This window comes from Halioglobus sp. D3-4, assembly GCF_055809315.1.
This window is the reverse complement of the sequence record NZ_CM147907.1, coordinates 339,736-365,277: the sequence shown is the minus strand read 5'-3', so window position 1 is coordinate 365,277 and position 25,542 is coordinate 339,736. Positions and strand designations below refer to the sequence as shown.

General features: G+C 55.3%; 15 protein-coding genes, 2 pseudogenes and 1 other annotated feature. Of the genes and pseudogenes, 4 read left to right on the top strand and 13 right to left on the bottom strand.

What is annotated here, in order from left to right; genetic code table 11:
• Nucleotides 1–60 precede the first annotated feature (60 nt).
• Together lysS and prfB are read right to left on the bottom strand one after the other, a co-directional pair.
• Nucleotides 61–1,575 carry a lysine--tRNA ligase gene (gene lysS / locus AC0L6S_RS01565; RefSeq protein WP_473426662.1) on the bottom strand — a complete coding sequence of 505 codons (1,515 nt, stop codon included), beginning with the start codon at nt 1,573–1,575 and terminating at the stop codon, nt 61–63.
• A 10-nt stretch (nt 1,576–1,585) separates the two neighbouring features.
• Nucleotides 1,586–2,684, bottom strand: a protein-coding gene (gene prfB, locus AC0L6S_RS01560; RefSeq protein ID WP_473426661.1) for a peptide chain release factor 2 whose coding sequence is annotated in 2 segments (ribosomal slippage) — nt 1,586–2,608 and nt 2,610–2,684 — 1,098 coding nt in all. Because the reading frame shifts where the segments join, the coding sequence is not laid out codon by codon here.
• 767 nt (nt 2,685–3,451) lie between these two features.
• Between prfB and AC0L6S_RS01555 the strand changes: the two are divergent.
• The 3 genes and pseudogenes from AC0L6S_RS01555 to AC0L6S_RS01545 all read left to right on the top strand — a co-directional run.
• Nucleotides 3,452–4,525: pseudogene (locus tag AC0L6S_RS01555) on the top strand (IS3 family transposase); the annotation flags it as partial.
• Nucleotides 3,730–3,846: a sequence feature (AL1L pseudoknot), on the top strand. (Overlaps the previous pseudogene by 117 nt.)
• Nucleotides 4,526–4,628: 103 nt before the next feature.
• Nucleotides 4,629–5,837, top strand: coding sequence for an IS256 family transposase (locus tag AC0L6S_RS01550; protein ID WP_473424440.1), 1,209 nt, complete (start codon nt 4,629–4,631; stop codon nt 5,835–5,837).
• Between the two features lie 70 nt (nt 5,838–5,907).
• Nucleotides 5,908–6,039 (top strand): annotated as a pseudogene (locus AC0L6S_RS01545) (IS3 family transposase); the annotation flags it as partial.
• A gap of 151 nt (nt 6,040–6,190) precedes the next feature.
• Here the strand turns inward: AC0L6S_RS01545 and AC0L6S_RS01540 are convergent.
• The 3 genes from AC0L6S_RS01540 to AC0L6S_RS01530 all read right to left on the bottom strand — a co-directional run bounded on the left by AC0L6S_RS01540 (nt 6,191) and on the right by AC0L6S_RS01530 (nt 13,604).
• Entirely contained in the window at nt 6,191–6,799 is a 609-nt protein-coding gene (locus tag AC0L6S_RS01540) for a hypothetical protein (RefSeq protein ID WP_473426660.1), read from the bottom strand.
• 595 nt (nt 6,800–7,394) lie between these two features.
• Nucleotides 7,395–12,986, bottom strand: coding sequence for an RHS repeat-associated core domain-containing protein (locus AC0L6S_RS01535; protein WP_473426659.1), 5,592 nt, complete (start codon nt 12,984–12,986; stop codon nt 7,395–7,397).
• Between the two features lie 87 nt (nt 12,987–13,073).
• Complete coding sequence (locus tag AC0L6S_RS01530; RefSeq protein ID WP_473426658.1) at nt 13,074–13,604, bottom strand: dockerin type I domain-containing protein; 531 nt, start codon at nt 13,602–13,604, stop codon at nt 13,074–13,076.
• Nucleotides 13,605–14,145: 541 nt separating this feature from the next.
• On the opposite strand from AC0L6S_RS01530, the gene AC0L6S_RS01525 reads away from it, so the two are divergent.
• Nucleotides 14,146–15,090: a hypothetical protein gene (locus tag AC0L6S_RS01525; RefSeq protein WP_473426657.1), complete on the top strand. Its 945-nt coding sequence runs from the start codon at nt 14,146–14,148 to the stop codon at nt 15,088–15,090.
• Between the two features lie 30 nt (nt 15,091–15,120).
• On the opposite strand, the gene AC0L6S_RS01520 is transcribed toward AC0L6S_RS01525, so the two are convergent.
• From AC0L6S_RS01520 to AC0L6S_RS01485, 8 genes are all read right to left on the bottom strand, one after another.
• Entirely contained in the window at nt 15,121–16,281 is a 1,161-nt protein-coding gene (locus AC0L6S_RS01520; protein ID WP_473426656.1) for a permease, read from the bottom strand.
• On the bottom strand, nt 16,278–16,688 hold the full coding sequence (gene cueR / locus AC0L6S_RS01515) for a Cu(I)-responsive transcriptional regulator (RefSeq protein WP_473426655.1): 411 nt from the start codon (nt 16,686–16,688) through the stop codon (nt 16,278–16,280). Before cueR ends, AC0L6S_RS01520 begins: the two co-directional genes overlap by 4 nt.
• A 502-nt stretch (nt 16,689–17,190) precedes the next feature.
• The gene (locus tag AC0L6S_RS01510) at nt 17,191–18,780 is read right to left on the bottom strand and encodes a molybdopterin-dependent oxidoreductase (RefSeq protein WP_473426654.1); all 1,590 of its coding nucleotides are present in this window, start codon (nt 18,778–18,780) and stop codon (nt 17,191–17,193) included.
• Between the two features lie 114 nt (nt 18,781–18,894).
• On the bottom strand, nt 18,895–20,637 hold the full coding sequence (gene recJ / locus AC0L6S_RS01505; RefSeq protein ID WP_473426653.1) for a single-stranded-DNA-specific exonuclease RecJ: 1,743 nt from the start codon (nt 20,635–20,637) through the stop codon (nt 18,895–18,897).
• A gap of 15 nt (nt 20,638–20,652) precedes the next feature.
• Entirely contained in the window at nt 20,653–22,050 is a 1,398-nt protein-coding gene (thrC, locus tag AC0L6S_RS01500; protein WP_473426652.1) for a threonine synthase, read from the bottom strand.
• A gap of 33 nt (nt 22,051–22,083) precedes the next feature.
• The gene (locus AC0L6S_RS01495; protein ID WP_473426651.1) at nt 22,084–23,391 is read right to left on the bottom strand and encodes a homoserine dehydrogenase; all 1,308 of its coding nucleotides are present in this window, start codon (nt 23,389–23,391) and stop codon (nt 22,084–22,086) included.
• Nucleotides 23,392–23,423: 32 nt separating this feature from the next.
• Complete coding sequence (gene alaC, locus AC0L6S_RS01490; protein WP_473426650.1) at nt 23,424–24,620, bottom strand: alanine transaminase; 1,197 nt, start codon at nt 24,618–24,620, stop codon at nt 23,424–23,426.
• Nucleotides 24,621–24,769: 149 nt separating this feature from the next.
• The gene (locus tag AC0L6S_RS01485; RefSeq protein ID WP_473426649.1) at nt 24,770–25,519 is read right to left on the bottom strand and encodes a DsbC family protein; all 750 of its coding nucleotides are present in this window, start codon (nt 25,517–25,519) and stop codon (nt 24,770–24,772) included.
• Nucleotides 25,520–25,542: the final 23 nt, after the last annotated feature.

The following is a 25,542-nucleotide window of genomic DNA, read 5'->3' as shown; positions in this document are numbered from 1 at the left end:
CTTCTGTAGAGGAACCGCCGCACACTTCAAAAAAATGTAACCTCGGAGCTAACAATTCCCCTATTCCGGCCGCATATGCGGGAACAGCAAAACATCCCGGATAGACGCTGAATCAGTCAACAACATCACCAGGCGATCGATCCCTATGCCCTCACCAGCCGTGGGAGGCAGGCCGTACTCCAGCGCCCGGATATAGTCGTGATCGTAGTGCATGGCCTCTTCATCGCCACTTTCTTTTTGCGCCACCTGCGCCAAAAATCGCTCAGCCTGGTCCTCCGCATCATTGAGCTCCGAAAAGCCGTTGGCCAGTTCGCGGCCGCCGACAAAAAACTCGAAGCGATCCGTGACAAAGGGGTCGTCATCGCTGCGCCGGGCCAGTGGGGAAACCTCCGTGGGGTAGGCGGTAATGAACGTAGGCTGATCGAGCAGATGCTCTACGGTTTTCTCAAATATCTCGATCTGCACTTTGCCAAGGCCCCAGCTGCCCTGCACCTCAATCCCCAGCCCGCTGGCAATATTGCGCGCTGCATCATCATCGGCGAGCTGCGCTGCGTCGATATCGGGGTTGTACTTGAGGATCGCATCGAACACGGATAGTCGCGCAAAGGGTTGGGAGAAATCGTAGGTGCTGCCCTGGGACTGCACCGTGGTACTCCCCAACACCGTTTCGGTGAGCTTGCGCAGCATGTCCTCGGTCAGGTTCATCGCATCCTGATAGTCAGCATAGGCCCAGTAGAATTCCAGCATGGTGAACTCGGGATTGTGCCGCGTCGACAGGCCCTCATTGCGGAAGCTGCGGTTGACCTCAAAAACACGCTCAAAGCCGCCAACCACCAGGCGTTTGAGGTAGAGCTCCGGGGCAATACGCAGGTACATATCGAGATCCAGCGCATTGTGATGGGTGACAAAGGGCTTGGCAGCGGCGCCACCGGGGATGCTCTGCATCATCGGGGTTTCCACCTCCATAAAATCCAGGCCCGCCATGTAATCGCGAATAAACTCGATGATTCTGGAGCGCGTGCGAAACACCTGCCGCGCCTCAGGGTTTACGATCAGATCGACATAGCGCTGGCGATAGCGCAATTCCTGATCCGCCAGGCCGTGATACTTGTCTGGCAATGGACGAAGTGCCTTGGTCAGCAGCTGGGCTTTCTCCATATTGATATAGAGATCACCTTTACCGGACTTGTGCAGCGGGCCGCTGGCGCCGACGATATCACCGAGGTCCCAGGATTTGATGTCGGCCAGTGTGTCCTCGGGCAGGCCCTTGCGATTGACGTAGAGCTGGATCTGGCTGGTGCCGTCCTGGATCAGCAGGAAGGCGCCGCGATTGCGAATCAATCGCCCCGCGACGGAATAGACGCGATTGGCCTCCTCCAGTTCTTCTTTAGACTGTTCACCGAAGTCGCGCTGCAAGTCGGCCGCCTCGGCAGTGCGGCGAAAATCATTGGGAAAAGGGTTACCGCGCTCGCGCATCGCCGCCAGTTTACTGCGGCGCTCGGCGATCAGTTTGTTCTCTTCGGCCGCATCTGCTGTTGCGCCACCGGCACTGTCCTGCTGCTCCTGCTTGCTCATAGCTCTCTTCTCACAGGCCGCTTTTCAGCGACGCCTCTATAAAATCGTCGATACCACCATCGAGCACCGCCTGGGTGTTGCTTGTCTCTACGCCTGTGCGCAAATCCTTGATGCGGGAGTCATCCAGCACATAGGAGCGAATCTGGCTGCCCCAACCGATATCGGCCTTGCTGTCTTCCATCGCCTGCTTTTCAGCATTCTGTTTTTGCACTTCCAGTTCATACAGCTTGCCGCGCAGCAGCTTCATCGCGTTGTCGCGGTTTTGGTGCTGGGAGCGCTCTGTCTGGCACTGCACCACAGTATTGGTGGGAATGTGGGTGATACGCACCGCCGAATCGGTTTTGTTCACGTGCTGGCCACCCGCGCCACTGGCGCGATAGGTGTCGGTGCGCAAATCCGCCGGATTGATGTCAATCTCAATATTGTCGTCGATCTCGGGCGACACAAAAATAGAGGCAAACGAGGTGTGACGGCGACTGCCTGAGTCAAATGGCGATTTACGCACCAGGCGGTGCACACCGGTTTCCGTGCGCAGCCAACCGAAGGCGTACTCCCCGGAAAATTTAATGGTGGCGCTCTTGATACCGGCCACATCGCCGCCGGAGGCCTCGATCAGCTCGGTATCAAACCCCTTGCCCTCGCCCCAGCGCAGGTACATACGCAGCAGCATCTCCGCCCAGTCCTGGGCCTCGGTGCCGCCGGAGCCGGCCTGAATATCCAGGTAAGCGTTATTGGGGTCCATCTCACCGGCAAACATACGCCGGAACTCCAGCTTCTCCAGCAGCGCGACCAACGCGTCGATCTCGCCTTCAATTTCCGCGACCGTGGCCTCGTCGTCTTCCGCAGCCGCCATCTCCAGCAGATCGCGGGCATCGGCCGCACTGCTGTCCAGCTTCTCAATGGTGTGAACGGTATCTTCCAGCGACGATCGCTCTCGCCCCAACTCCCGCGCCCGCTCCGGATCGTTCCAGACGCTGGGTTCGCCCAGTTCCAGCTCTACTTCGGCGAGTCGTTCCTTGCGTACATCGAAGTCAAAGATACCCCCTGAGCACGCCAGTGCGCGCCTCTATGTCTTTTAGCTGATTCAGTAGGGGGTTAATCTCTAGCATGTCAAAAACCTGTCATCAATAAAACCGGGGCGCATTCTACCGCAGAGGCCCTGACGGGGACAGGCCAAATTCTGCCCCGGAAAATGGAGCGCATTGAATGGGACAATCTTACGCATATGCGTGGCTTGGAGGCGCTGGAGCCAGCAAGGGAGATCGGGACAGTGCGAGGCGGGAAGCCGTGTCCATTGGGACGGTGTCGGTGTCGTGCTGACAACAAATGTTGTCAACCCCGTTCCGTGAAACACCCCGTCTCGGTAGGATGCTGCCGGAAATCGGTGAAGACGCCGTACGAGAGATCAGCAACTGTGAGCACGTTGAGCCAGATCTTAGCGCCCCTCGCTCTCGGAGAGCCATAGATGGGAATGTGCTGCGTTACATCTGTATCAGGCAGGATCAGTCACGATTCTTTCGCAATTTGAAAAAATAGTAATTCGCGATAAGCAATACGGCAGTGAAAAAAACAAACACTATTATATGCATGTCCTTTAACCCTTCACTCATTGCTAGAACCCCATCGATATAATCTTGTGAGAACCCAAAATCTCGAACTCTCAATTTCGCAACTCTTCGAATCTCAAATGTGGGCGTCATTACTAATAACCAAAATGCCGATGCCAATAGTAAAACATCCAAAATCACTAAAACTAAAACATTTCTATTTAAAAGGAAGGAAATAGAAATGATGGAAATAATTATTGCCCACCAATTCATTGAATCGCCCCGGGTTTATCGGAGGGTATAATTCTTTAGAAGGAGAATGATACCCTATGAACAGAAGACCTGGATATTCCCCCGAGGTGCGAGAGCGCGCCGTTCGCATGGTTTTGGCCGGCGAACACGAACATACATCCCGATGGGCGGCCATTCAATCCGTATCAGCAAAGATTGGTTGTACGCCTCAGACTCTCAGAAACTGGGTGAGTAAATCTGAAGTTGATAGCGGCGTGCGCCCCGGCGTAACCAGCGATGAGGCAGCTCGGATGAAGGAGCTGGAACGAGAGATTCGTGAGCTTCGGCGCGCTAATGAGATCCTTCGCAAAGCTTCTGCTTTTTTCGCCCAGGCGGAGCTCGACCGCAAACCAAAGTACTAGTGGACTTTATCGATGAGTACCGGGGGGACTATGGTGTCGAGCCGATCTGCGAGGTAATGCCGATTGCACCGTCCACGTACCATCGCCATAAAGATCTGGAACGGCACCCTGAACGACGAAGTGATAGGGCGAAGCAGGACGACGCCTTGTCCAAGGAAATTCAGCGTGTTTGGAACGCCAATCACTGCGTGTACGGTGCCCATAAAGTCTGGAAGCAACTCAACCGGGAATCGATCCCAACAGCCCGCTGTACCGTGGAGCGCCTGATGAACAAACTCGGCCTTGAAGGCGTCAGACGAGGCAGGCGTTGCGTCACAACAATTCCTTCAGACCTTGCCAATAGGCCGCTGGACCTTGTGAACCGCCAATTCACAGCCGCATGTCCCAACCAGCTTTGGGTCGCCGATATCACATACGTGGCGACCTGGTCTGGGGGTAGTGTATGTGGCGTTTGTCGTCGATGTTTATTCGCGTTACATCGTTGGCTGGCGTGTTCTAAAGAGCCTGCAAACCGACTTGGTATTGGATGCCTTGGAGCAGGCCCTATGGGCCCGAGGCAAGCCACGGGGCGTTACTCATCACAGTGATCGTGGTAGTCAGTACCTTTCTATCCGCTACTCTGAACGTCTGTCAGAAGCTGGTTTCAATGCGTCTGTGGGCAGTGTTGGAGACTCCTACGATAACGCGCTGGCCGAAACAATCAATGGGCTCTACAAGGCTGAGGTTATCCACAAGGACGGGCCCTGGAAGATAACGTAAATTATATTTCGCACATTTTTTGAAGGGGGTGGCCCCGGTTTGTTAAAACTGTAATCGCCAAACCACAGTAACGAACCCAATGAGGACCACCCAAATGAACGATAGCACAAAGTCATTGAGCAAAGTGATACGCATCGACGAGAGCGAGATCCGTGGGCACCTGGATGAGATGGTCCGGGGCACCGTAGAGGAGACCCTGAACGCCATGCTGGATGCAGAGGCAGACGAGATGTGCAACGCCCAACGCTACGAGCACTCACCGGATCGTATTGATACGCGCGCAGGTAGCTACAAACGCAAACTGCATACCAAGGCCGGGGAGGTCGAGGTTAAGATGCCCAAGCTGCGGAAGCAGACCTTCGAGACGGCCATTATCGAGCGCTACCGACGCCGGGATATTTCTATTGAGGAAGCTATCGTCCAGATGTACCTCGCGGGCGTCTCCGTCCGTCGAGTCGAGGATGTCACCGAAGCCCTGTGGGGCACCAGGGTCTCCTCCGGCACGGTTTCCAACCTCAACAAGAAGGTCTACAAGCATATCGAGCGCTGGCGCACCCAGGAGATCGAAGGCAAGTTCGCCTACGTCTACCTGGACGGCATTGTGCTCAAGCGCAGCTGGGGCGGCGAGATCAAGAACGTCTCCGTCCTGGCGGCCATCGGGGTCGATAGTGACGGCTATCGGCGCATTCTGGGCGTTTCAGAGGGACACAAGGAAGACAAAGCAGGCTGGCTGGGCTTCCTTAAGGAGCTTAAACAACGTGGCCTTACTGGCGTCCGGCTGATGATTTCCGATGCCTGTCTGGGGTTGGTCGAGTCGATTTCCGAGGTGTTCCCGGACGTGGATTGGCAGCGCTGCGCGGTCCACTTCTATCGCAACGTGTTCTCCCATGTGCCCCGTGGCAAGATACGAGAGGTGGCAGCTATGCTAAAAGCGATTCACGCTCAGGAGAGTCGAGATGCAGCGGAGAGCAAGGCCAAAGATGTCGTCATCAAGCTGCAGGGCATGAAGTTGAAAGCGGCTGCTGAGTTGGTCGAGAAATCGATCCATGAAACCTTCGCCTACTTTGCCTATCCACCTCAACACTGGCTGAAGCTCAAAACCAACAATCCCATGGAGCGGCTACTCAAGGAAGCGAGGCGGAGAACCAAAGTTGTCGGTGCCTTCCCTGATGGGAACTCTGCTCTGATGCTTGTGGCAGCCAGGTTGCGGCACGTCTCCAGCACTACGTGGGGAACCCGCAAGTACATGAATATGCAACTTCTCAACGAGATGGATCAGGAGGCCATCTATTCGGTAGCATGACCAGGGACCGGGAAGCCCCCGAGAAAAAAGTGCGAAAAAATATTTACACTACCCCCTGGAAGGGGTAGACGAAGTCGAGCGGGCAACGCTCACCTGGGTGGATTGGTTCAACCACCAGCGGCTGCTTGGCCCTATCGGTGACAGGCCGCCGGCTGAATACGAAATGATGTACTATGAAAGCGAGTCTGCTAGTGCGGCATGACTTAAACAGAACGCCCTCCGACAAACCCGGGGCGATTCACCTACGATAACAGTCCTCTGGACTGAGCATAATGCTGCATTATGTTAACCCGAAGGGCTTGATGCCGGGAGGATATACGATGGGAAAGTAGTGCGTTCCACTCTTATTGAGCCTAATTACTAGTATTAAGGCCATTTTCCATCTGCTTCCTGTACTGGTGCTCCTTAGGTATTCCTTGAAGGTCAAGAAATTTATTCATAACCTTTATGATGTTTTCCTTAGAGCTGCTAACTTCTACAGGAAGCCCATAGTAAAATCCTACCACTTTTTCAATACTGTTATTATTGCTTGTTAAAATCTTTATATATCCCTTACCATAATTTGAGAAATTTGCAGAAAATAGATATTTTTTTGTTATGACAGCAGGGTCTGAAGACCACCAAAAAATGGAGCCACCTGAACCACCAGCCTCATAAAATTTTGCCCCATCATCAACGACCAATAGGTCGTCAAATTTTCCGAATCTATCAAGCAGCACTTTATACATTCCGCCTATTCCTTCCTGATCTTTTATCAATTCATCAGGGGTAAATGATGCTGGATATGAAATTGATAGTGCGACCGTTTCAGGGTTTCCTGAGCCCAAAACAGATATAAAATCATCGACGACCAAGCTCTTTTCGGCCGATATATATTTCAGATTCTCAACAGCTAGAATTGGAAAAGAAAACAGTACGGATATTATTACTAGCAACGCTAATAAATTTCTAATAATCTTCATAATTTTCCTAGAATTGGTGCTCCTCAAAAACACTGAAGCTGCTACAATTCCAACTGGATTTGAGCCTCCACTTGCATCGAAAAATGATCCGTTGAAAGGCGCGGAACTAACCCATTTGACGGTAAATTCACAACTAGTGCAGGGTCAGTCCGAAATGCAAATAGTTGCGGGAAGTGGATCAACATTCAATCCAAATCAACACCTACTACGCTGAATCAGAAGATGCGCCTTATCAAAGGCGTACTCAGTCGCGTCTTTGCCTGCAAAAGCATATCAGCCTCAAGCCCAAAGCAGTAACCCAACAGATGGCAGGATTAATGCACCAATCATGAAGTAACTGAAAATCCGGTAGTTCCTCATTCGATAATTTGTGTGCGATTCATTTTCAATTTTAGTAGTCAACAAATACATCATTGGAATTAAAAAGCACACAATCAACATAATAACATACACTACATTTTGAACAGTCCCGCTCAAACGCAAAACAAAAATTAGAGCCCAAAACAAACTAGCAATACCGCCAGACACAATACCATATAAAATAATTTTTAGACCGGACATCTTGTCAGCTTTTCAAATCGATGAAAGGCTCAATCTACTTACCTCCGCTAGAGCTAGTTTGGCCAGAATTCCGCGGGAATGGAAGCGAGACCCCCTCAAATACTTGCGTGCTAGCGAGGGGATTAACTGTTGTATTTGAAACTCCCATAGAGAAGCCAGGATACGGCGTGCTAAGACGAAAGCCAATACCAACAAGGTCCTGCCCTGCATCTTGCCCAGCGAAATTTAAGTCTATAGAAACAACGGCCGCGTCAAATCCAAGTGATTGGCCACTGCCTGCAAAGTTGCTCAAATCTCCAAAAGTTAGATTTACTCCAACCGACGCATCAAATTCTCCACCAAACATGCCACTAGTTGTCTCGTATTGGCCCACTTCCCAGTGACCTCGTCCATTATCAGATGTCACATAGTAACCAGCACCACGGCCGCCTCCGACTACAACAGCCCCATGCGCATCAAAGCCCGCACTCAGTGTCCATAGCCCACTCGGATCAACAGCCATAATCGGATTTCCACCGACGTACGCATAAAGGTTAGGCCCGTCCACAAATCCCACTGGGTCTTCGCTAATAAACCGACCAGTCTCTGCGTCATAATACCGCGCTCGCATGTAGTACAGGTCATCGCTCTCAGCAAAAATACCGAATTGGCCCGCGTACTTGAAGGGCTGCGCAAAGCTTTGAGACTGGTCCAGCAGCTCGCCATAGGGCGAATAGGCATAAGTGTTGCTTATCGCATTGTTCTTGTCCGTGAGCGCCACGGTATGACCAGTTCCATCAAAGTGGTAGACATCGTAATTGCCACCTCGCACGATCGCTGTCAGACCGGCGCCATAGATGTAGTAGCGCAAGATGCCACCCCCGTTGTTGGTTTCAGCCAGGAGATTGCCCGCTGCGTCATAGACATACCGGCGTACCACGCCATCGCGAATCGCCTTCATACGATTGCCAACGCCGTCATACACGAAACTATCGTTGCCTCGCTGTACCAATCGGTGGGCATCATCAAAACCATGAACCACAGTACCCTTGTTTTTTAGTTGCCCTTCCAGATCATAGCTATAGGTTTCATCGGACGTTGAGGTCAGACGATTGCGTTTGGCGTTGTACTGAAGATTGTTGACCTTTGGGGTGTAGTCCCCCGCCATCACCGGTTCTGGCGAAATCGTTTCCTGTATGCGATTACCATTGGGGTCCAGAACGAAACTGTAGGCAACGAGATCGGTCGCCCCCTCATGGGCAATGCCCGTCAGGCGGTCTGCATCATCCCAAGTATAGTCTGTTTCCATGTCATTGAAATGTTCAATACGGTCCAGGCGATTCGCCGCATCATAGATATACCGCATCGTCACGGAAAGCCAATCAATGGTCACCGTCTCCAGGCGGTTCAAGTTGTCATAGGTGTAGCTTACAGTCTTGTTGGCGCTGCCCGGATACTTCAACTTGGTAAGATTGCCTGCCGCATCGTATTCATAGCCAACGCTTTTCCCGTAGCCATCGGTATGCCCAGTCAACCGGCCCACTGCATCATAGGTATTGGTGGTGGTGCCCGTTGCGTCAATCATCTCCTTGAGGTTGTCACGGCGATCGTAGTTGAAATTAACGGTAGAACCTGGATAAGTGATGACATTGAGTTTACCGGTGTCAGTATAGGTAAACTCCGTGATATCCTGCTTTCGGTCTGTTAGTTTTTTCAGTTGTCCCGCATCGGTATAGTCATAGATAGTCAACCTACCCAGCGGGTCTGTACGCGTTTCTACCAAGCCGCGATCGTCATGCGTAAATGACGTAATCGCTCCGGACTGATCAGTCAGACTCTCCAGGTATCCCTTATCGTTGTAGTCCCAGCTGATTTCAGGATGACTTTCTGTTTGTGCTGTATCGGGATAGCCATTGGTGTCATAGCCAAATGTCGTCTGGAACTGCCTAGGATCTCTTTTAAATCTGACCAAGCCATTTGGATAGTAACCGGTCACCACTTGATTCGCGTAGTGGTCTCTCTGTACGGTCAGGTGGTTCTTGTCATTATAGGCAAAGTTGACTCTGTGATTCAGCTGATCCCTAATTCGAAAGACTCGATGCCGCGTATCGTAAGAAAATCTCACTTTCTTGCCATTGGCATTTATTTTTTCCTCCAGATTATTGTAGCCATCGTAAACGAAAGTAGATACATTGCCTCGCGGGTCAATTTGCTCAATTACATGGCCCTGCCCATCATAAACCATGCGTACGATGTCTCCTTGAGCGTTCTCAACGGCAACCCGACGGCCATGAAGGTCGAAGTGGTAAGTAGTGCGATTGCCCTCAGGGTCTTCCTCAGACGACAAAAATCCGCCGTAGTGCAATTTATACGTTTCAGGGCCATCTTCCATCGGGACCACTTGCTCCGTCACCCGGTCGAAGTCGTCATAAGTGTTATCGACGATTTTGACATTCTCCGGATTCGTAACCGTAGCCAGCCGATTCAAGCTATCATACGTGTAGACCCAGTCACTCCCTTCCAATCCGTCAACGTCGGTCAAATTGCCATTTGACTGAGCGTAGGAAACAGAATTTCCTGTGGAATCAGAAGCCGTGGTTAGCTCCCCGCCAGAATAGCCAAGTGTCAGCACGCGTGAGTAGGCATCCGTCACCTGATAGACGCCATCGGCCGTGTAGGTGAACGACATGACATTGCTGTCGAGATCCGTTATGGTTTCCAACTTGTCATCCGCATTGAACTTCCACACTGTACCGAAGCGCTCCTGCAATTCGTAGGTGTCGTCAACAAGGCGTACCAGGCTCGTGGTGATGCCCGCTGGTGGCGTAAAGCTACCATCCGGCATTTCCTGATAGCTCAGCGCCTTAGAGCCCATGTGTACGGTGAGGGTTTTGTTCAGTATCTGATCCACCGCCCAGTCGGCGACCAAAGCAGCGGCACCCCATTGGGCCGGCGTCGGTGTCGGGTTTTCCAGCAAGCTGCGTACAACGTGGTTAGCCACGACCAGAGGCACCGCATCAAAAGGCGTTCGCTCGCCCAGGGCTGCTTCGCCATTGCTGTGTTTTGAAAGATAAATATTGTAGTTGTGCGTCCAGCCTCGGCCAAGCCCTGCCGTATCCTGAGTCGCCATTTGACTATTGTAACTTCGGCTAAAGGCCAAACCTCGAGCACCGCTGCCACCCACTGCAAAATCGGTGGGATAAGACACGAAAGCCCCTGTTCCAAGGTCCACCGGATCAACAGCTTGCGTCTCTGGGATCTCGGCCTGCGGCGTATTCTTCGACCTGTTCGCTTCTACCGTTTTTTCAGAATCTGCAGTTGCCGGGATACTGTTGTAGCCGCCATTGATGCCATTTGCGATAGACATCAGAATCGAGCGGCTACTACTAGATGTGCCGTCGTAGGCGACATAGCCGTGGCCAGTCCACTGGTTCCGCTGTATCTGCCCATTTTTAGGCAGGACTAGCGTCTTGCCCTGGCCAACCAATGTTGGAAAGTCCACATTAAGCAGCTGATTCGAATAGCCCGTCAACTGTCCCTTAATTGAGGAATAATTGGCGTTGGTTGCAACAAACAACTTATCACCGTTTTGGTTGTTGAGCGCGATCGCCTCAATGGTAGACAGTGCCAAGTCGGTCGTGCCCTGAGTCTGATCCAGCACGCTGTGCTCCATCGCGCTGGCTATAAAGCCCCATGCTGGAAAGCCGCCGCTCTCAGGATTGACCACTCTCTTGGCAGTCGAGGTCTGTTGAGCGGCCATATCGACAAAGTAGTTGTCTTCCTGCCCCGCAATACCGAAGCGATGATGGACGATAGTTCGCTCGCCCGAGAGGGCATCAATCAGGTCCAAATCGAGTTGGGTTTGCTGCATCCAGGTTTGCCCCATGACGTTGAGTGTCTCCGTCAGCAACTCCTCTGGTGAGGAGCCGTCAATGCTCATGCGAGTCAAGCGGCGCTGACGCTCACCTAGCAATGTGGAATGCTTATCGCCACCAAAGGCCGAGACAATCACATATTCGCCCGTAGGTTTGATATTGAAATTAACATTATTTTGGTCAGCAAAGTCCCCATCATCAGCCGCATAAGGGTGGTTTATATCCAACACCAGTTTGGTAGCACCACTTGACGTCGCCTCCTGTATTTTCTCCACGTCGTCGATGTAGAGTGTGGCAAGGCTGCTGGGGGTAATTGCACCGGTAAGCGTATAAGTCTGCGTTAAAGGCGAATACCCGGGGGCGGTGTAATGGAGTCGCAATGTCGGATTTTTCCGACCCGGTGTTTGCCCTACACCAGTGAGCCGATAACTGATAGTCAATGAGCCGTTTACGGGTACAACGTTGGAACCCCCACCCGTAATGAACTCGACGGCTCCCTCATCTCCGCCAATTAAACTCGCGTCAATGGTCACCGCAACCGGATTTTCATTGATATAGGGGGGGAAGGACCAGTGACTAGTCGACACCTTCCCAACCTCCACAGAACCGAGGTCCTGATCAACTCCGACCGGCGGTGGATCAATAACCACCGTCTCGCCCTCGAACACCAGGCTGACTTTGCGTCCTGCGATATCCGGAATATTTTTTTCGACATCAATGCCTCCGCTCTTAAATCGCACGGTATGGATGAACTCGCTCGGCACACTTTCCCACGCAGGTAGCGTCGGCGAGATGGGCAATGACAGGCTTGCTGGTAGACTGCTGTTATGTTGCTGCTGGATCTTACTGCCGCCGAAAACGTCCTCCACCCGGTCATTGGGGTGGTTCGTCTTCAGGTAACTTTGCAAGGTCGTCGCCAGACCAGTGAGATGGGTATCAAGTCCCGTTTTACTCATATCTTGTATAAAGTTTGCGCCTGAAGTACCCCCAGTGTCCGTCAACAGGCCGCTCTCGCTATAGCCCATCGCCGTGTCCAGATTGATGGGGCTGTAAGTCGTTGAAGTCTTGAAAGCCGGGTCAAGGTCAACAGGACCATTGATATCAGCCTCCACGTAAACCCGATTAAACGTCAGTGCTGCGCCACCTTCGACCGGCACGCCGCCATTTGCCAGCGTATTCCCGATAATTGTAAAGTCTGCTTCAGTCCCGAGCCAATCGGCGAGAGCCTGCATCTGCGCCGTATCGCTCCCACTCACCGAAGCCTCTCCGTAGCGGAAGTTAGCATCGTAATCAGCTGCTCGTAAGAGTTCGATCAACAGCGCCGCTTGGTCAAAGTCGTTTCCGGCACGCTCGTGCAAGGTCAGATAGGGGCCTTTCATCAAGCCAAAATAGGGCACGTACTCAATGTGATTGTGGACATACTCATAAATTCTTACCGGGTCATTATCCAGCGCCTCAGCCAGGGCTGTAAAATCTGATGGGGTCGCAAAAGCTGCACTCCTTGCGAGCGGCGCATTGTCGACGGGCTTCCCAAGGATTTGGCGCGCCGCTGCCGGAGAGACCCACTCCCCAACAGCAACGCTCCAGCCGGGGTCAGCAGTTGGAGCTTCTACTACTGGCGCCTCCAGTGTTGGCTCTAGCGTCGCCACGGCTAGTTGCGCATTAGCTGCGGAGGATGAAAGCACTAATGCAGCACTTACGACTTTCAGCCAGCTGCTGCGGAATCTCCGCTTGACAGTGTGATGCATAGCCCATTTTCCTTTTTCGTTCATGCTATTCTCTTTGCCGCCAACGCCTACCGTTTGGAACACCAATCCTTGTAACCCCGCTGACAGCCTGCTGGCCAGGCAGACTCTGGATCAATAATCGAAGTACCGTCGCCTCAATATCACCAAATCACCCGTATCGAGCTTGCCATCCGCGTTGACATCGCCGTGGCCAGGCATCTCCTGGTCTGATGTGGCGGGAACCTCTTCAAAAACGATACGCTTGAGCACCACGATGTCACCCAAATCCAGATCGCCATCACTGTCCAAATCGCCGTGATAGTGATTGATGTCGAAGCCTTGCTGGTACTCGTCTATGTTTAGGATTCCGTCTTCATCACGATCCAACCAGGCATCTAACAGATTAAATGGATCTAAGCCTGCTGCAATCTCATCAACGTCAGGAATGTCGTCATTGTCGTCGTCAGTATCAGCAAAATCAGCGATGCCGTCCATGTCAAAGTCTGGTCGATTGCTGATTGTGATCGTATCGATGTTTGATACGTCATCGTAGTCATAGACTACCAGCGCGCCGTCCGTTCTATCAAAGCGCTCAAGCCGGTTTAAGTCGTCGTACTCGTAGACAATCGTCACCTCCGCAATACTGGGCCCCGACAGTCCCAACAACGACCCGCAGGATAAGATGATGGGTACGGCGTGCCGAACGCGTCTAAGCCGATACGTAAAGAATGAGCTAAGAGACATAGAAATCCCCAAGGTTTGCGACATCCGCCGCAGGCCTGTAACGGTGAGCGAGGTTGTTAAGCGTGTTCATGGGATTATGAATGACATCCTTTTCATCAAGCATTTTTATAGGCAGCCTGCACATTGACGGATAGATCTGTGTTCCATAACGCCCAATGTCCACCTGATGCACCTGATGCACCTGATGCCTTCATAACAAAATAGCAGTTGTCATATAACCGTGCAAGCGCGCCAAAAAATCTTATGACGTTCTCGCGATCCACGTGGATCTCTATCAAACTCGATGGGGTGAAAGCAGGCATCGCGCTGCGAAAATGTCAATTCGTACTACACAAACACCCAAATGCCGATTACACTCAAAAATATCTTCTTCGGCATTGATGCTATTTAGTGACTCACGCATTGACCCAAAATATCTTGCTCCACTCCGTTTGGTTATCGCGTTAAGGAGAACAAAACAATGAAAAATCATGGACTTAAACTTATCAGCGGCCTATTGGTGAGCTTGCTGATACTCGGCGGCTGCCAAAGTGACATTACCTTATCGAGGGCCGTACGCACCGGCGATACGTTGGTAGTATCCTTAGGTGATGCGAACACAAATGGAACGTATTCTAATGTGAATGCCACGCTCATTCGCGAAACGGATGTCACTGCCGAACTCACAGACGTCAATTTAACGACTCATGATGTGACGGTTCGTCACGTATTTCGAGTGTACGCTGACCCAACAGCTCAAAATGCCAGTGCACGCGGAGGAGCTCAGTGGATGGCGGTCATCGATTTGGTTGACCCAGATGGCGAAACGGTGCCAAATCTAGCCATTGGCGAAGCAGAAATTGAACTCAATTCAAGCAAGTTTATCAACCCTCAGATAGTGAAGACGCATATCCTTTCTGGAACCGGAGAGAGACATCCATTCGTTTCGCAGAACGAACCTCAACCACCGTCTCCACAGGAACCTCTCAACATTGATAAAATTGAGTTCCTTAGACCCGCAAAGCAAGCATTGGTCAGCGTTGGAGGCACTCTCCCTGCTAATACGAAACTCGCAGGCGCCGAATTCCAGTTCTCGATTCCGGATGCGGCAGATGTCCAACTCTACCAAACATTGCAGGCAGTCGCCCCCGCCAAGTTACCCACCGAGGAGCAAATCTATTTTGAATTTGATCGCACGGAAACCAGTCCGTCAGGCACCGATGTCCGAATTGTGATGACATCGACAAAAGGTTTGGAACAAGGAGACCTCGCCGCGTTCGATTTCGTGTTGACCAGTGAGCAGGATGCCATCAGCAATAACTCTTCCTATTGGCAAACTCACTTAGCGAACGCTACGATCACTTACTACGATACCGAGGGCGAAGAGATTACTGCGCTCTTACCGCAGATTGGCATGAGTCAATAAAACAGCCTCAGTTTCAGGACAGCTTAGGGCCTAGAACTGATTCAGTACGGCGCCAATTAACACGACCTGTGGCACCGTAATCAGGGGCAAAAACAAGGCGATCTTCCACGATTTGGTGGTGTCGCGTATCGACATCACTTCGGTGTAGTCGGTGGCGACCCCCGCCATCAGAAAGGTAAAGCTGTTACCGGGCGCGCCGGCGCGGTTCATCAGGTCGGCAGCGATGGGCGTGGAGCCCTCTGAGCACACCTCTATCACGGTCGTCGCCAGCAGGGTTAGCCAGAGGCCACCCATGGTGGCGCCGAACCAGGCGGCGAAAGCCTCTTCCGGCACCAGTGCTCGAATCAGCCCGGCCAGCACCAGCCCAAACAGTGACCACCTGATCACCACTCGCGAACCGGCAAAGCCCTCGCGCAGCAGTTGTAGCGTGCCCCCGGCTGAAAAGCGCAGCGTTTGACGAAACTCGCTCCAAAGCTCGCCCACTGGCTGTTCTTCACCCAGTTCGTCCTTCCATGGGTTGGCCGGAAGCTGTCCGCCTCGCACTAATGCGTCGAAAATTAATCCGGTCACGATCCCGATCACCAGTGACAGCAGCACAAACAGCAGGGTCCACCCGATGCCAATCAGGCCGATGAGGATCAGGGTCAGGGAAAAGGAATTCCACGGACTGGCCAGTAGGAATGCCATCACCTGCCCGGCGCTGGCACCGCGTTCATAGAGCTTCATACCCACGGCGAGTATGCCGTGACTGCACAGGTCCAGGAATACGCCGGCCAGGGTTGCGCGGAACAGGCTGTTGAGCCCGCTGTCGCGACCGAGAATACCCATCACAAGATCGCGCGGCATACGACCGAGGATGCCCACGAACAGCACACCGATGGCGATGCCCCACCACATCTGGTTGAACAGATCGAAAATACCGCCGGTAAAAATGGCCAGCGCTGAATCCGAACTGTGGTGCAGGGTCGCCCCTATCGGGTAGGCCACTGCGACAGTAATCAGGCTGCCCCAGAACAGATAATCGCGGCGCTGGGGGACATCGCAGCAATCACCCTGCGCTGTCGAGGTCTCGCCATGACACGATGCTGGCGCTGTATCGCAGCAACCGTTCGATGTACTTGATTCGGACGCACAACTGGCACTCCCCGCTGTGCCCGTATTGTTGGCTTGATCTGGCTCACAGTGACTCACTGGACCTGTCCCCCGTCTGTTGCACCGGCGAGGTCTTCGAGAATGGCACACTCGGGGCCCTCGTCGCCTTTGCAGCGGTCGGCCATATCCTGTAACACTTTCTGCATCGCGACCAACTGTTCGATACGCGTTTGCAACTGCTGGCTCTTCTCCAGCACCAGTTGCCGCGCATGGCGGCTCTGCCGGGTGTGGTCGCGCTGTAACTCCAGCAACTGTCGGCATTCACCCAGATCAAAACCCACCTCCCGCGCGCGGGCCAGAAAATGGAGTTCTTCCACGGCGTTGTGATCGTACTGGCGGTAGCCATTCTCGCCGCGGGCGGCGGGGGCGATCAGGTCGATATCCTCGTAGTAGCGGATGGTTTTGGCAGTGAGCCCGCTGCGGCGGGCGGCTTCGGAGATATTCATAGGCACCTCGGGGTGGTTCATGTTTTTAATGTAAACCTTCCTGTGGCTGTAAGGTCAAGGGTGTGGCGTCATCATTTTTTGGGTGGGGATGGTTTGTCGGGGCGGTTGTTGGGGGCGGTTGTTGGGGGCGGTTCTTGGGGGCGGTTCTTGGGGGCGGTTCTTGGGGGCGGTTCTTGGGGGCGGTCCTTTGGACCGCTGCGTTGCCCGGAGCAGGCGGCAGTCTTTTACTCCATTACGGGCGCTTGCGGTGCGCCGTGGGGGATTCTTCTAGCTGGGGGAGTTATGGGTCAGCCTTGCAGGTGGCGCGGAAGGAACTGGTGGTGGGTTGATTTTGATCGGGGTAGTCCGGGAACCGGGGTTGAGGGGCGGAGGCACTAAGTGGGTGTGGGTTCGCACCGACGCCCTTCAAGTCCGTAAAAGACTGCCGCCTGCTCCGGGCAACGCTGGACGCTGTAGTAGGGAGAGTGCCAGCGGGAGTTTTGGACTCGAACGAACGAATGGGCTAGCGGGTTGCTTCTTTTACGTAGGCTGCCAGTGCGGCGACTTCCTCGTTGTTTAATTGCGCGCCGAAGGCGGGCATGACGCCTACGCCGTTTTTGATGGCTGTTTCCAACTGCGCGATGCTGGGTTTTAGGACATTCAGGTTGGGGCCTACGGCGCCGGTGCTGCCGGCGTCTGCCAGTGTGTGGCAGACACCGCATCCGGGTTGGGTGCCGGTTTCAAACAGGGCTTTTCCGGCGAGTGCGTCGGGGGACAGCGCCAGTGCTGTGGCAACAGGGGCTGCCGCATTTTCTGTGGGCGCAGATGTGGCTGGCTCACTGACGGGGACGGGCGGCTCCGGGAGCTTGTCGACCACGGTGATAGTGAGTGCGGCGTCCTGCCAACCATTGTGTCCGTAGCCGCGGTGATTCTCGCTGCGTTCTCTGGGCTGGGTGTCGCCGGCGGTATCGGTTGCCCGCGATACGAAGCTGCGCTGCCCGCTGGTCAACTCTACCGGCAGGACGAAGGCGCGCCAGGCATTTGGCCCGAGGTCCGGGCCGATAAAACTCGCCTCCTGCCAGCTGTCACCGCCATCGCCCGATACTTCAACCTTCGCGATACCGCGCTCGCCGGAGAAGGCCACGCCATAGAGCACGGCGGGGCCGCGCAACACGGGCTCGTCGTCGGCACCGGGGCCATTCAGCCAGGATTTGACGGGCATACGCCACATCGAGGGGTGCGCCGGGCTGACGTCTTCACCGATTGGCCGCAGGCGGTAGCCGGACTGTTGGATGCGCGCGCCGGACTGCTCCTGCGTCAACGCGAGTTGCTTGACCCACTTGACGTTGTTGACACCGAAGTAGCCGGGTACGATCAGCCGCAGTGGGCCGCCGTGTATCAAAGGCAGTGGTTGCCCGTTCATCTCCCAGGCTAGCAGGCAATCCTGCAGGCCTTTTTCCAGTGGTACGGATCTTTCTACGGCAACGTCCTCGGGATTAACGCCCGGCGGTAATGGCTCCCCGCCAAGCGCGGTGAGAAAGCGTGCTTCGGAACCCTCTGCAATACCACCAAAATGTTCCAGCACGGCAGAAACCGGCACACCCGACCACAGTACGCAGCCGGCGGCGCCCAATTCCCAGGGTGAACCGGAGGGCTTATGTGGGAAGTATAAACGGCCATTTCCCGAGCACTGCAGCACGGTGGCCACTGAGGTCACACCCAATGATTTCAGTTCGCGTACGCTGAGTTTTCCGGGATTTACGGTACCACTCACTGTCAATTCCCAGCGGTCCGGGTCTTCGTTGATTGAGGCGGGCGGCATCGGCAGGTTGTTGCGCACGAACAGCCTGGAGGTTGAGGTGATCGGGCCAAACCCGAAACTGGAACGACGTGTCTCCAGCGCCCAGGGTATTTCGTTGTGAATCATAAAGTCGCCTTCGTTCTTGCCACGGGGCAACTGTGCCGACACTGCAGCCAGAGCCGACAACGGCTGCAGCGCGCCAACGGTACTGGTCACTGCTATAGCCTTAAGAAGAGAACGCCGTGTGAAGTTGTGCATCAGCCAGACCCCGCGGTACATCGAAAGTGAGAAACCGCCATCATGCCATTTCATCGGCTTGACTTACAGCTTGCCCTTCGGTGGAAGCCATCGCAGAAGACGCAGCCCAGCCGGTGCGGGAGCGAGTGAGTAATGCGGCCTCCGCACCAAGCGCCCGTCAGTTCACACTCAACAGGCTACCAAATGCTCCACCATAAGTTGTAGAGAGCGCTGCCCGCGGAACTCATTCACATCAAGGCGATAGGCGAGCTCAACCTCTGCCACCGCCGGGTTGGGCCATATTTCAGGATCGATATTGAAGGCGATCGCATCCAGCAGGCACTCTCCACCAACCGGGGTCAACACCAACTTGAGATGTTTCTCGCCCACCAGCCGCTGACTTACTACGGTAAAGCGGCCATCGAACACCGGCTCCGGAAAGTGCTGTCCCCAGGGGCCGGCAAAACGCAGCTCCGTGGCGAGTTCCAGTTGGAACTCATCGGCAGACAACTCGCCGTCTGACTCGATCACCGCCTGCAGCTGCACATCCTGGGCATGCCGCTCTACTTCCTCGACAAAGGCTGCCGCGAAAGCTTCATAGCCCGCGCGTGGCAGCGTCAACCCCGCGGCCATGGCATGTCCGCCAAACCGCGTTACCAGCCCGGGGTGTCGGGTGGCCACGGCATCGAGAATATCGCGTATATGGATACCGGGGATGGAGCGTGCCGAGCCTTTCAGTTCTCCGGCATCGCCATCGGCAAAGGCGATAGTTGGCCGGTGCAGCCTGTCCTTGATGCGCGAGGCGAGGATGCCGATCACCCCCTGGTGCCACCCGCTCTGGTAGAGCGTCATTGCAACCGGTGCATTGCCCTCTTCCGCCAGCGCCAGTTTTTTCAGTATTTGCAGCGCCTCATCCTGCATGTCCTGCTCGATGACGCGCCTGTCCTGATTCAGTTGGTGCAGCCGCGATGCCTGCGCGCGAGCGCTGTCCATATCCTCGCTCAGCAGGCACTCTATACCAATGGACATATCCTCCAGCCGTCCTGCTGCATTGATACGCGGGGCCACGGCAAAGCCAAGGTCGGATGCCACTACCGTGGCACACCGGCGCGAGGCTACTTCCAGTAATGCGAGAATGCCGGGGCGACAGTGGCCGGCGCGAATACGGCGCAGGCCTTCAGCCACCAGAATGCGGTTGTTTCTATCCAGCGGCACCACATCGGCCACGGTACCCAGCGCAACCAGATCCAGATACTGCGCCAGATTGACCTCCGCACGCTGCGCAAACCAGCCTCTTTCACGCAGCTCGGCGCGCAGCGCCAACATGATGTAGAAGATCACCCCCACCCCCGCCAGCGCCTTGCTGGCAAAGCTGCAGCCCGGTTGATTGGGGTTCACGATGACCGCTGCCTGCGGCAGCTCCCTGCCCGCCAGATGGTGATCGGTAATCAGCGTGGTGATGCCCAGAGCATTGGCCGCGGCGACACCTTCCAGGCTGGAGATGCCGTTGTCGACTGTGATGATGAGATCGGGCTTGTCCTGCGCGGCCAGCGCGACAATTTCCGGCGTCAGACCATAGCCATATTCAAACCGGTTGGGGACGAGATACCCGACGTGAGGGGCGCCGAACGCGCGCAGTGCCGACACCACCAGCGCCGTGCTAGTGGCACCATCGGCATCGAAATCACCCACCACGACGATGCGCTGATCGGTAGCCAGTGCATCAGCCAGCAGGATCGCGGCGGCATCGGCATGCAGCAGTTCACCCGGTGGCAGCAGCTGCGCCAGGCCGAGGTCGAGTTGCTCGCAAGCGTCGATACCACGGGCACTGTACACCCGCGCCAACAGCGGATGGATACCCGCGTCGGACAAGCGCTCGGCAGGCGGTGGCGCAGTTGCGCTGACCTGCCGGCGACGGATGAGTTTCTCCACGGGTCGGTCGGCCGGTCAGGCCCTGATGTTGGCCGAAATAAAGGCCTGCACGGCCGCCAGCTCATTGGGCACCACATCCAGGCGCTCGTCGCGCTCGAACAGGTCCTTGAGGTGCCCCGGCAGTGCAACCGCCTGGCTGAGGCCGGATTGCTTGATCGCCTCGGGGAACTTCGCCGGGTGCGCCGTGGCCAGCGTAATCACCGGCGTGGCTTTATCGACATCGCTCTGCAGTGCGGCTCTGACACCGACTGCGCTGTGCGGGTCGAGCAGGTATTCGCATTCGCGCCAGGTACTGGCGATCTGCTCACAGGTCTGCTCGTCGGATACACAGTGGCTGCTGAACAGCGCGCGCGCACGCTCCATCGCGGTATCGGTGAACTGAATGGCACCGTCGTCAAAGTCTTTCATCAACTGCTCGATGGCCGCGCCATCGCGATCATACAGATCGAACAACAGTCGCTCGAAGTTGCTCGACACGGTGATATCCATACTCGGCGACAGCGAGTGCTCCAGCGGCTGGCGACCGTAACTGGCCTGCGTAATCGCGCGGTGCAGCACATCATTGCGATTGGTGGCTATGATCAGGCGCTCTATCGGCAGACCCATCTGCCGCGCCAGATAGCCGGCAAAGATATCGCCGAAGTTACCCGTGGGGACAGAGAACGCAACAGCGCGCGACGGCGCACCCAGTGCAACGGCCGCGTAAAAGTAATAGACGATCTGGGCCATGATGCGCGCCCAGTTGATCGAATTCACTGCCACCAGCGAGCGGTCTTCGGCGAGAAAGCCCTGGTTGTTAAAGCTGGCTTTCACCATCGCCTGGCAATCATCGAAATTGCCCTCGACAGCCAGGTTGTGAATGTTCTCGCCGTGCACGGTGGTCATCTGCTTGCGCTGCACATCGGAGACGCGGTTGTGCGGGTGCAGAATAAAAATGTCGATATTCTTGCAGTGCTTGCAGCCCTCGATTGCAGCCGAGCCGGTATCACCGGAGGTCGCGCCGAGTATCACCACTTTCTGGTGTTTGCGCTCCAGCACGTAGTCGAGCAGGCGGCCGAGCAATTGCAGCGCGAAATCCTTAAACGCCAGTGTCGGGCCGTGGAATAATTCCAGCACCCACTGGTTCGCGTCGATCTGCACCATCGGTGCAACCGCATTGTGACGAAACTCTGCGTAGGTATCGGCAATCAGCTCGCGCAGATCCTCCGAGGGAATACAGTCATCGACAAACGGTGCGATGATCTTATGCGCGAGCTGCGGGTAATCCATCCCGGCCATCGCCGCGATCTCCTCACGGCTGAAGCTCGGCAGTGTCTCAGGCACATAGAGGCCACCGTCTGTTGCCAGGCCCGTCAGCAGAACCTGTTCAAAATTGAGCGCCGGTGCCCGGCCCCGGGTGCTGATGTACTTCACCTGTCTCTCACTCCCGTCTCTTTACGCTTGCGACTAACCGTCCAGCGGTTCCACACGAATACGCACCACTTGGCCATTGATGGTGTCCAGCGCCTCTATCAACTCTACCGCTGTATCCACACTGCCCTGCAACGCCTTGTTGGTCAGCACGATAAGCGGCACCAGTGTCTGCCCCTGTGCCGGTGCTTTCTGAATCAGCGCCTCTATGCTGATACCCTGCTCACTGAAAATACTGGCCACCCGCGACAGCACACCCGGCTTGTCCTCGGCCTCCATGCGCAAATACCACGGCGTTTCGACCTGCGCCATCGGAACCACTGGCAGATCGCGCAAACTGCTGTGAGCAACGGCCAGTGCAGGCACCCGCCCGCTCTGCCCGACGCCGAAATCGCGCGCCAGATCAACCAGGTCCGCCACTACCGCCGAGGCTGTCGGCAGTGCACCGGCGCCAGCGCCATAATACAGTGTGGGCCCTACAGCGTTGCCTTCCACCAGGATCGCGTTCTTTACGCCATCGACATCGGCGAGCAGCAGGTTGTCGGGTATCAACGTCGGATGCACCCGCAATTCCACACCACCGCCATTCTGCTTGGCGATGCCCAGGTGTTTGATGATATAGCCCAGTTCCTGCGCGTAGCCCACATCCTGCGTAGTCAGCTGAGTAATGCCTTCGGTATAGACGTCGTCAAATTTTAGCGGCATGCCGAAGGCCAGCGAGGCAAGAATAACCAGTTTGTGAGCGGCGTCGATGCCCTCGACATCAAACGTCGGGTCCGCCTCGGCATACCCAAGCGCCTGCGCCTCTGCCAGCACATCGGAAAACTCCCGACCCTTGTCGCGCATTTCGGTCAGGATAAAATTGCCCGTACCGTTGATAATACCCGCCAGCCATTCGATGCGATTGCCCGCCAGCCCCTCGCGCAATGCCTTGACGATGGGAATGCCACCGGCGATAGCGGCCTCGTAGCGCACTTCCACACCGTGCTCGTCCGCCAGCGCAAAAATCTCGTTACCGAACTCGGCAATCAATGCCTTGTTCGCGGTGACAACGTGCTTGCCAGCGCGTATCGCCATCTCGACCAGTTCGCGAGCCGTGGTGGTACCGCCGATCAACTCGACCAGGATTTCCACTTCAGGATCGCGGGCGACCTCAAAAATATCGCGGCTGACCCGCAAATCCGATACATCACAGGCGGGGTTATCACGGCGCGCGCCCACATGCACAACCTGCAGGCTGGCGTGTGCCCGCGCGGCGATCACTTCGGCGTTCTCGCGCAATACCGCTATGGTACCGCTGCCGACGGTACCCAATCCGCAAATGCCTATCTTTACTGGTTTCAAACTCGTTCCTGCTATCTCGTGTTAAGGGGATGCTACGCCGGCGCGAAACCGTCGTTCTTGATCATGCGCTTGATATTGCGAATGGCCTGACGAGTGCGGTGCTCATTTTCAATCAGGCCGAAACGCACATAGCCCTCACCGTATTCGCCAAAGCCGATACCCGGTGAGACGGCGACCTGCGCTTCGGTCAGCAGTTTCTTACTGAATTCCACTGAGCCCATCTCGCGGTAGGGCTCCGGTATTCTGGCCCAGACGAACATCGTGGCTTTGGGACGCGTCACCGGCCAGCCAATCGCATTGAGGCCATTGCACAGCACATCCCGGCGCGACTGGTACATATCCCGGATTTCCGCCACGCAGGTCTGGTCACCCTCCAGCGCGGCAATAGCGGCCACTTGAATGGGCGTGAACATACCGTAGTCCAGATAGGATTTCATACGCGCCAGCGCCGCGATCAACACGCTGTTGCCGACACAGAAACCAACACGCCAGCCCGGCATGTTGTAGCTCTTGGACATGCTGAAAAATTCCACTGCCACTTCTCTCGCACCCTCAACCTGCAGAATGGAGGGCGCGACATAGCCGTCGTAACAGAGGTCTGCGTAAGCCAGATCCTGTACTACCCAGATGGAGTGCTCGCGCGCTATCTTGATGATGCGCTCGTAGAACTCCAGCTCCACGCACTGCGCCGTGGGATTGGACGGAAAGTTCAGCACCAGCATCTTGGGGCGCGGCCAGCTGGTATGAATCCCCTTTTCCAATTCCGCGAAGAATTCTTCCTCGTTCTCGCCCATCGGCACATGGCGAATATCCGCACCGGAAATCACAAAGCCATAGGGGTGAATCGGGTAGGAGGGATTGGGCACCAGTATGGCGTCACCCGGGCCGGTAGTGGCCAGTGCGAGGTGGGCGAGACCCTCCTTCGAGCCCAGCGTTACAATGGCCTCGGATGCCGGATCCAGCGTCACATCAAAGCGCCGCTGGTACCAGTCGCAAATCGCCTTGCGCAGACGCGGAATACCAATCGATTGGGAATAGCCGTGCGTATCGCCGCGACGGGCGGTTTCGACCAGTTTGTCGACAATATGGTCGGGCGTGGGCTGATCCGGATTGCCCATACCGAAATCGATGATGTCCTCGCCTGCAGCCCGGGCTTTCTTCTTCAGGTCACCGATAATATTAAAAACGTAAGGCGGCAGGCGCTCAATACGCCGAAATTGATCGTCCACGATAATCCAACTCTACAGGGTACGCAGGCGCTTGCGCCGCGATTCAAAAAAAGGGAGCAAACAGTACTGAGTCAGCCCCACACTGTCAACGCAGTGTGGGGGCACATAGGCACTATTGGCGGTATTCCAGGCGCCGATGGCGCACTGTATCAGTTCAGTCCTAGATCGCTGATCAGTTCGGCCGCTGTGCGGTAGCCGGGGATCATTTCACCGGATTGTGTGATGATCGCCGGCGTGCCGCGCACCCCAAGTTGCTGTCCCAACTGATACTGCGCCGCAATCGGGTTGCCATCACAGATATTCTCTGGCACCGACGCCTTGGCGACCAGTTTGTTCAGCGTCTCCTGTGGATTCTCGGCACACCAGGCACTGGCCAGCTGCTTGAAGGCATCGGAACCGACACCAGCGCGCGGATACGCCAGATAGCGCACTTCTACACCATTTTCGTTCAGCGCCGGCACTTCCTGATGGAGTTTCTGACAGTAGTAACAGGTATCATCGAAGAACACTGAGACATGGGCGCGTGTCTCACCCTCCGGCGAGAAGATAATCATATCTTCCGTTTTGACTTTCGCCAGGGCCTCTTTACGCTCACCGTCGCGGCGTTTTTCGGCGAGATTGACGTAACCCTCGGGCGTCACTGAATACAGATCGCCGACAATGAAAAAGTCACCGTTCAGGGTCGCATACACCAGCGGGCCGTCGGAAAGCTCCACTTCATACAACCCGGGGATTTCACTGGTCTGGGCGGAAACGACCTTCAAACCGGTACCGGGTGCCTCCATCGCCGCGCTCAGTTTCTGCAATTGGGCCTTATCGAGCGGCTCACCGGCCATGGTGAACTGGGCCGCCAGTGCGCACATTCCCAGCAATGCGGCTTTCAATACTCGGTAACTCATCTTGTATCCTCTGTCGTTGTGGG

Coding starts and splice junctions, on each gene's coding strand:
- AC0L6S_RS01525 (WP_473426657.1), top strand. CDS start 14,146: ATGAAAAATCATGGACTTAAACTTATCAGCGGCCTATTGGTGAGCTTG.
- cueR (WP_473426655.1), bottom strand. CDS start 16,688: ATGAATATCTCCGAAGCCGCCCGCCGCAGCGGGCTCACTGCCAAAACC.
- AC0L6S_RS01550 (WP_473424440.1), top strand. CDS start 4,629: ATGAACGATAGCACAAAGTCATTGAGCAAAGTGATACGCATCGACGAG.
- AC0L6S_RS01540 (WP_473426660.1), bottom strand. CDS start 6,799: ATGAAGATTATTAGAAATTTATTAGCGTTGCTAGTAATAATATCCGTA.
- lysS (WP_473426662.1), bottom strand. CDS start 1,575: ATGAGCAAGCAGGAGCAGCAGGACAGTGCCGGTGGCGCAACAGCAGAT.
- AC0L6S_RS01535 (WP_473426659.1), bottom strand. CDS start 12,986: ATGAACGAAAAAGGAAAATGGGCTATGCATCACACTGTCAAGCGGAGA.
- AC0L6S_RS01485 (WP_473426649.1), bottom strand. CDS start 25,519: ATGAGTTACCGAGTATTGAAAGCCGCATTGCTGGGAATGTGCGCACTG.
- AC0L6S_RS01510 (WP_473426654.1), bottom strand. CDS start 18,780: ATGAAATGGCATGATGGCGGTTTCTCACTTTCGATGTACCGCGGGGTC.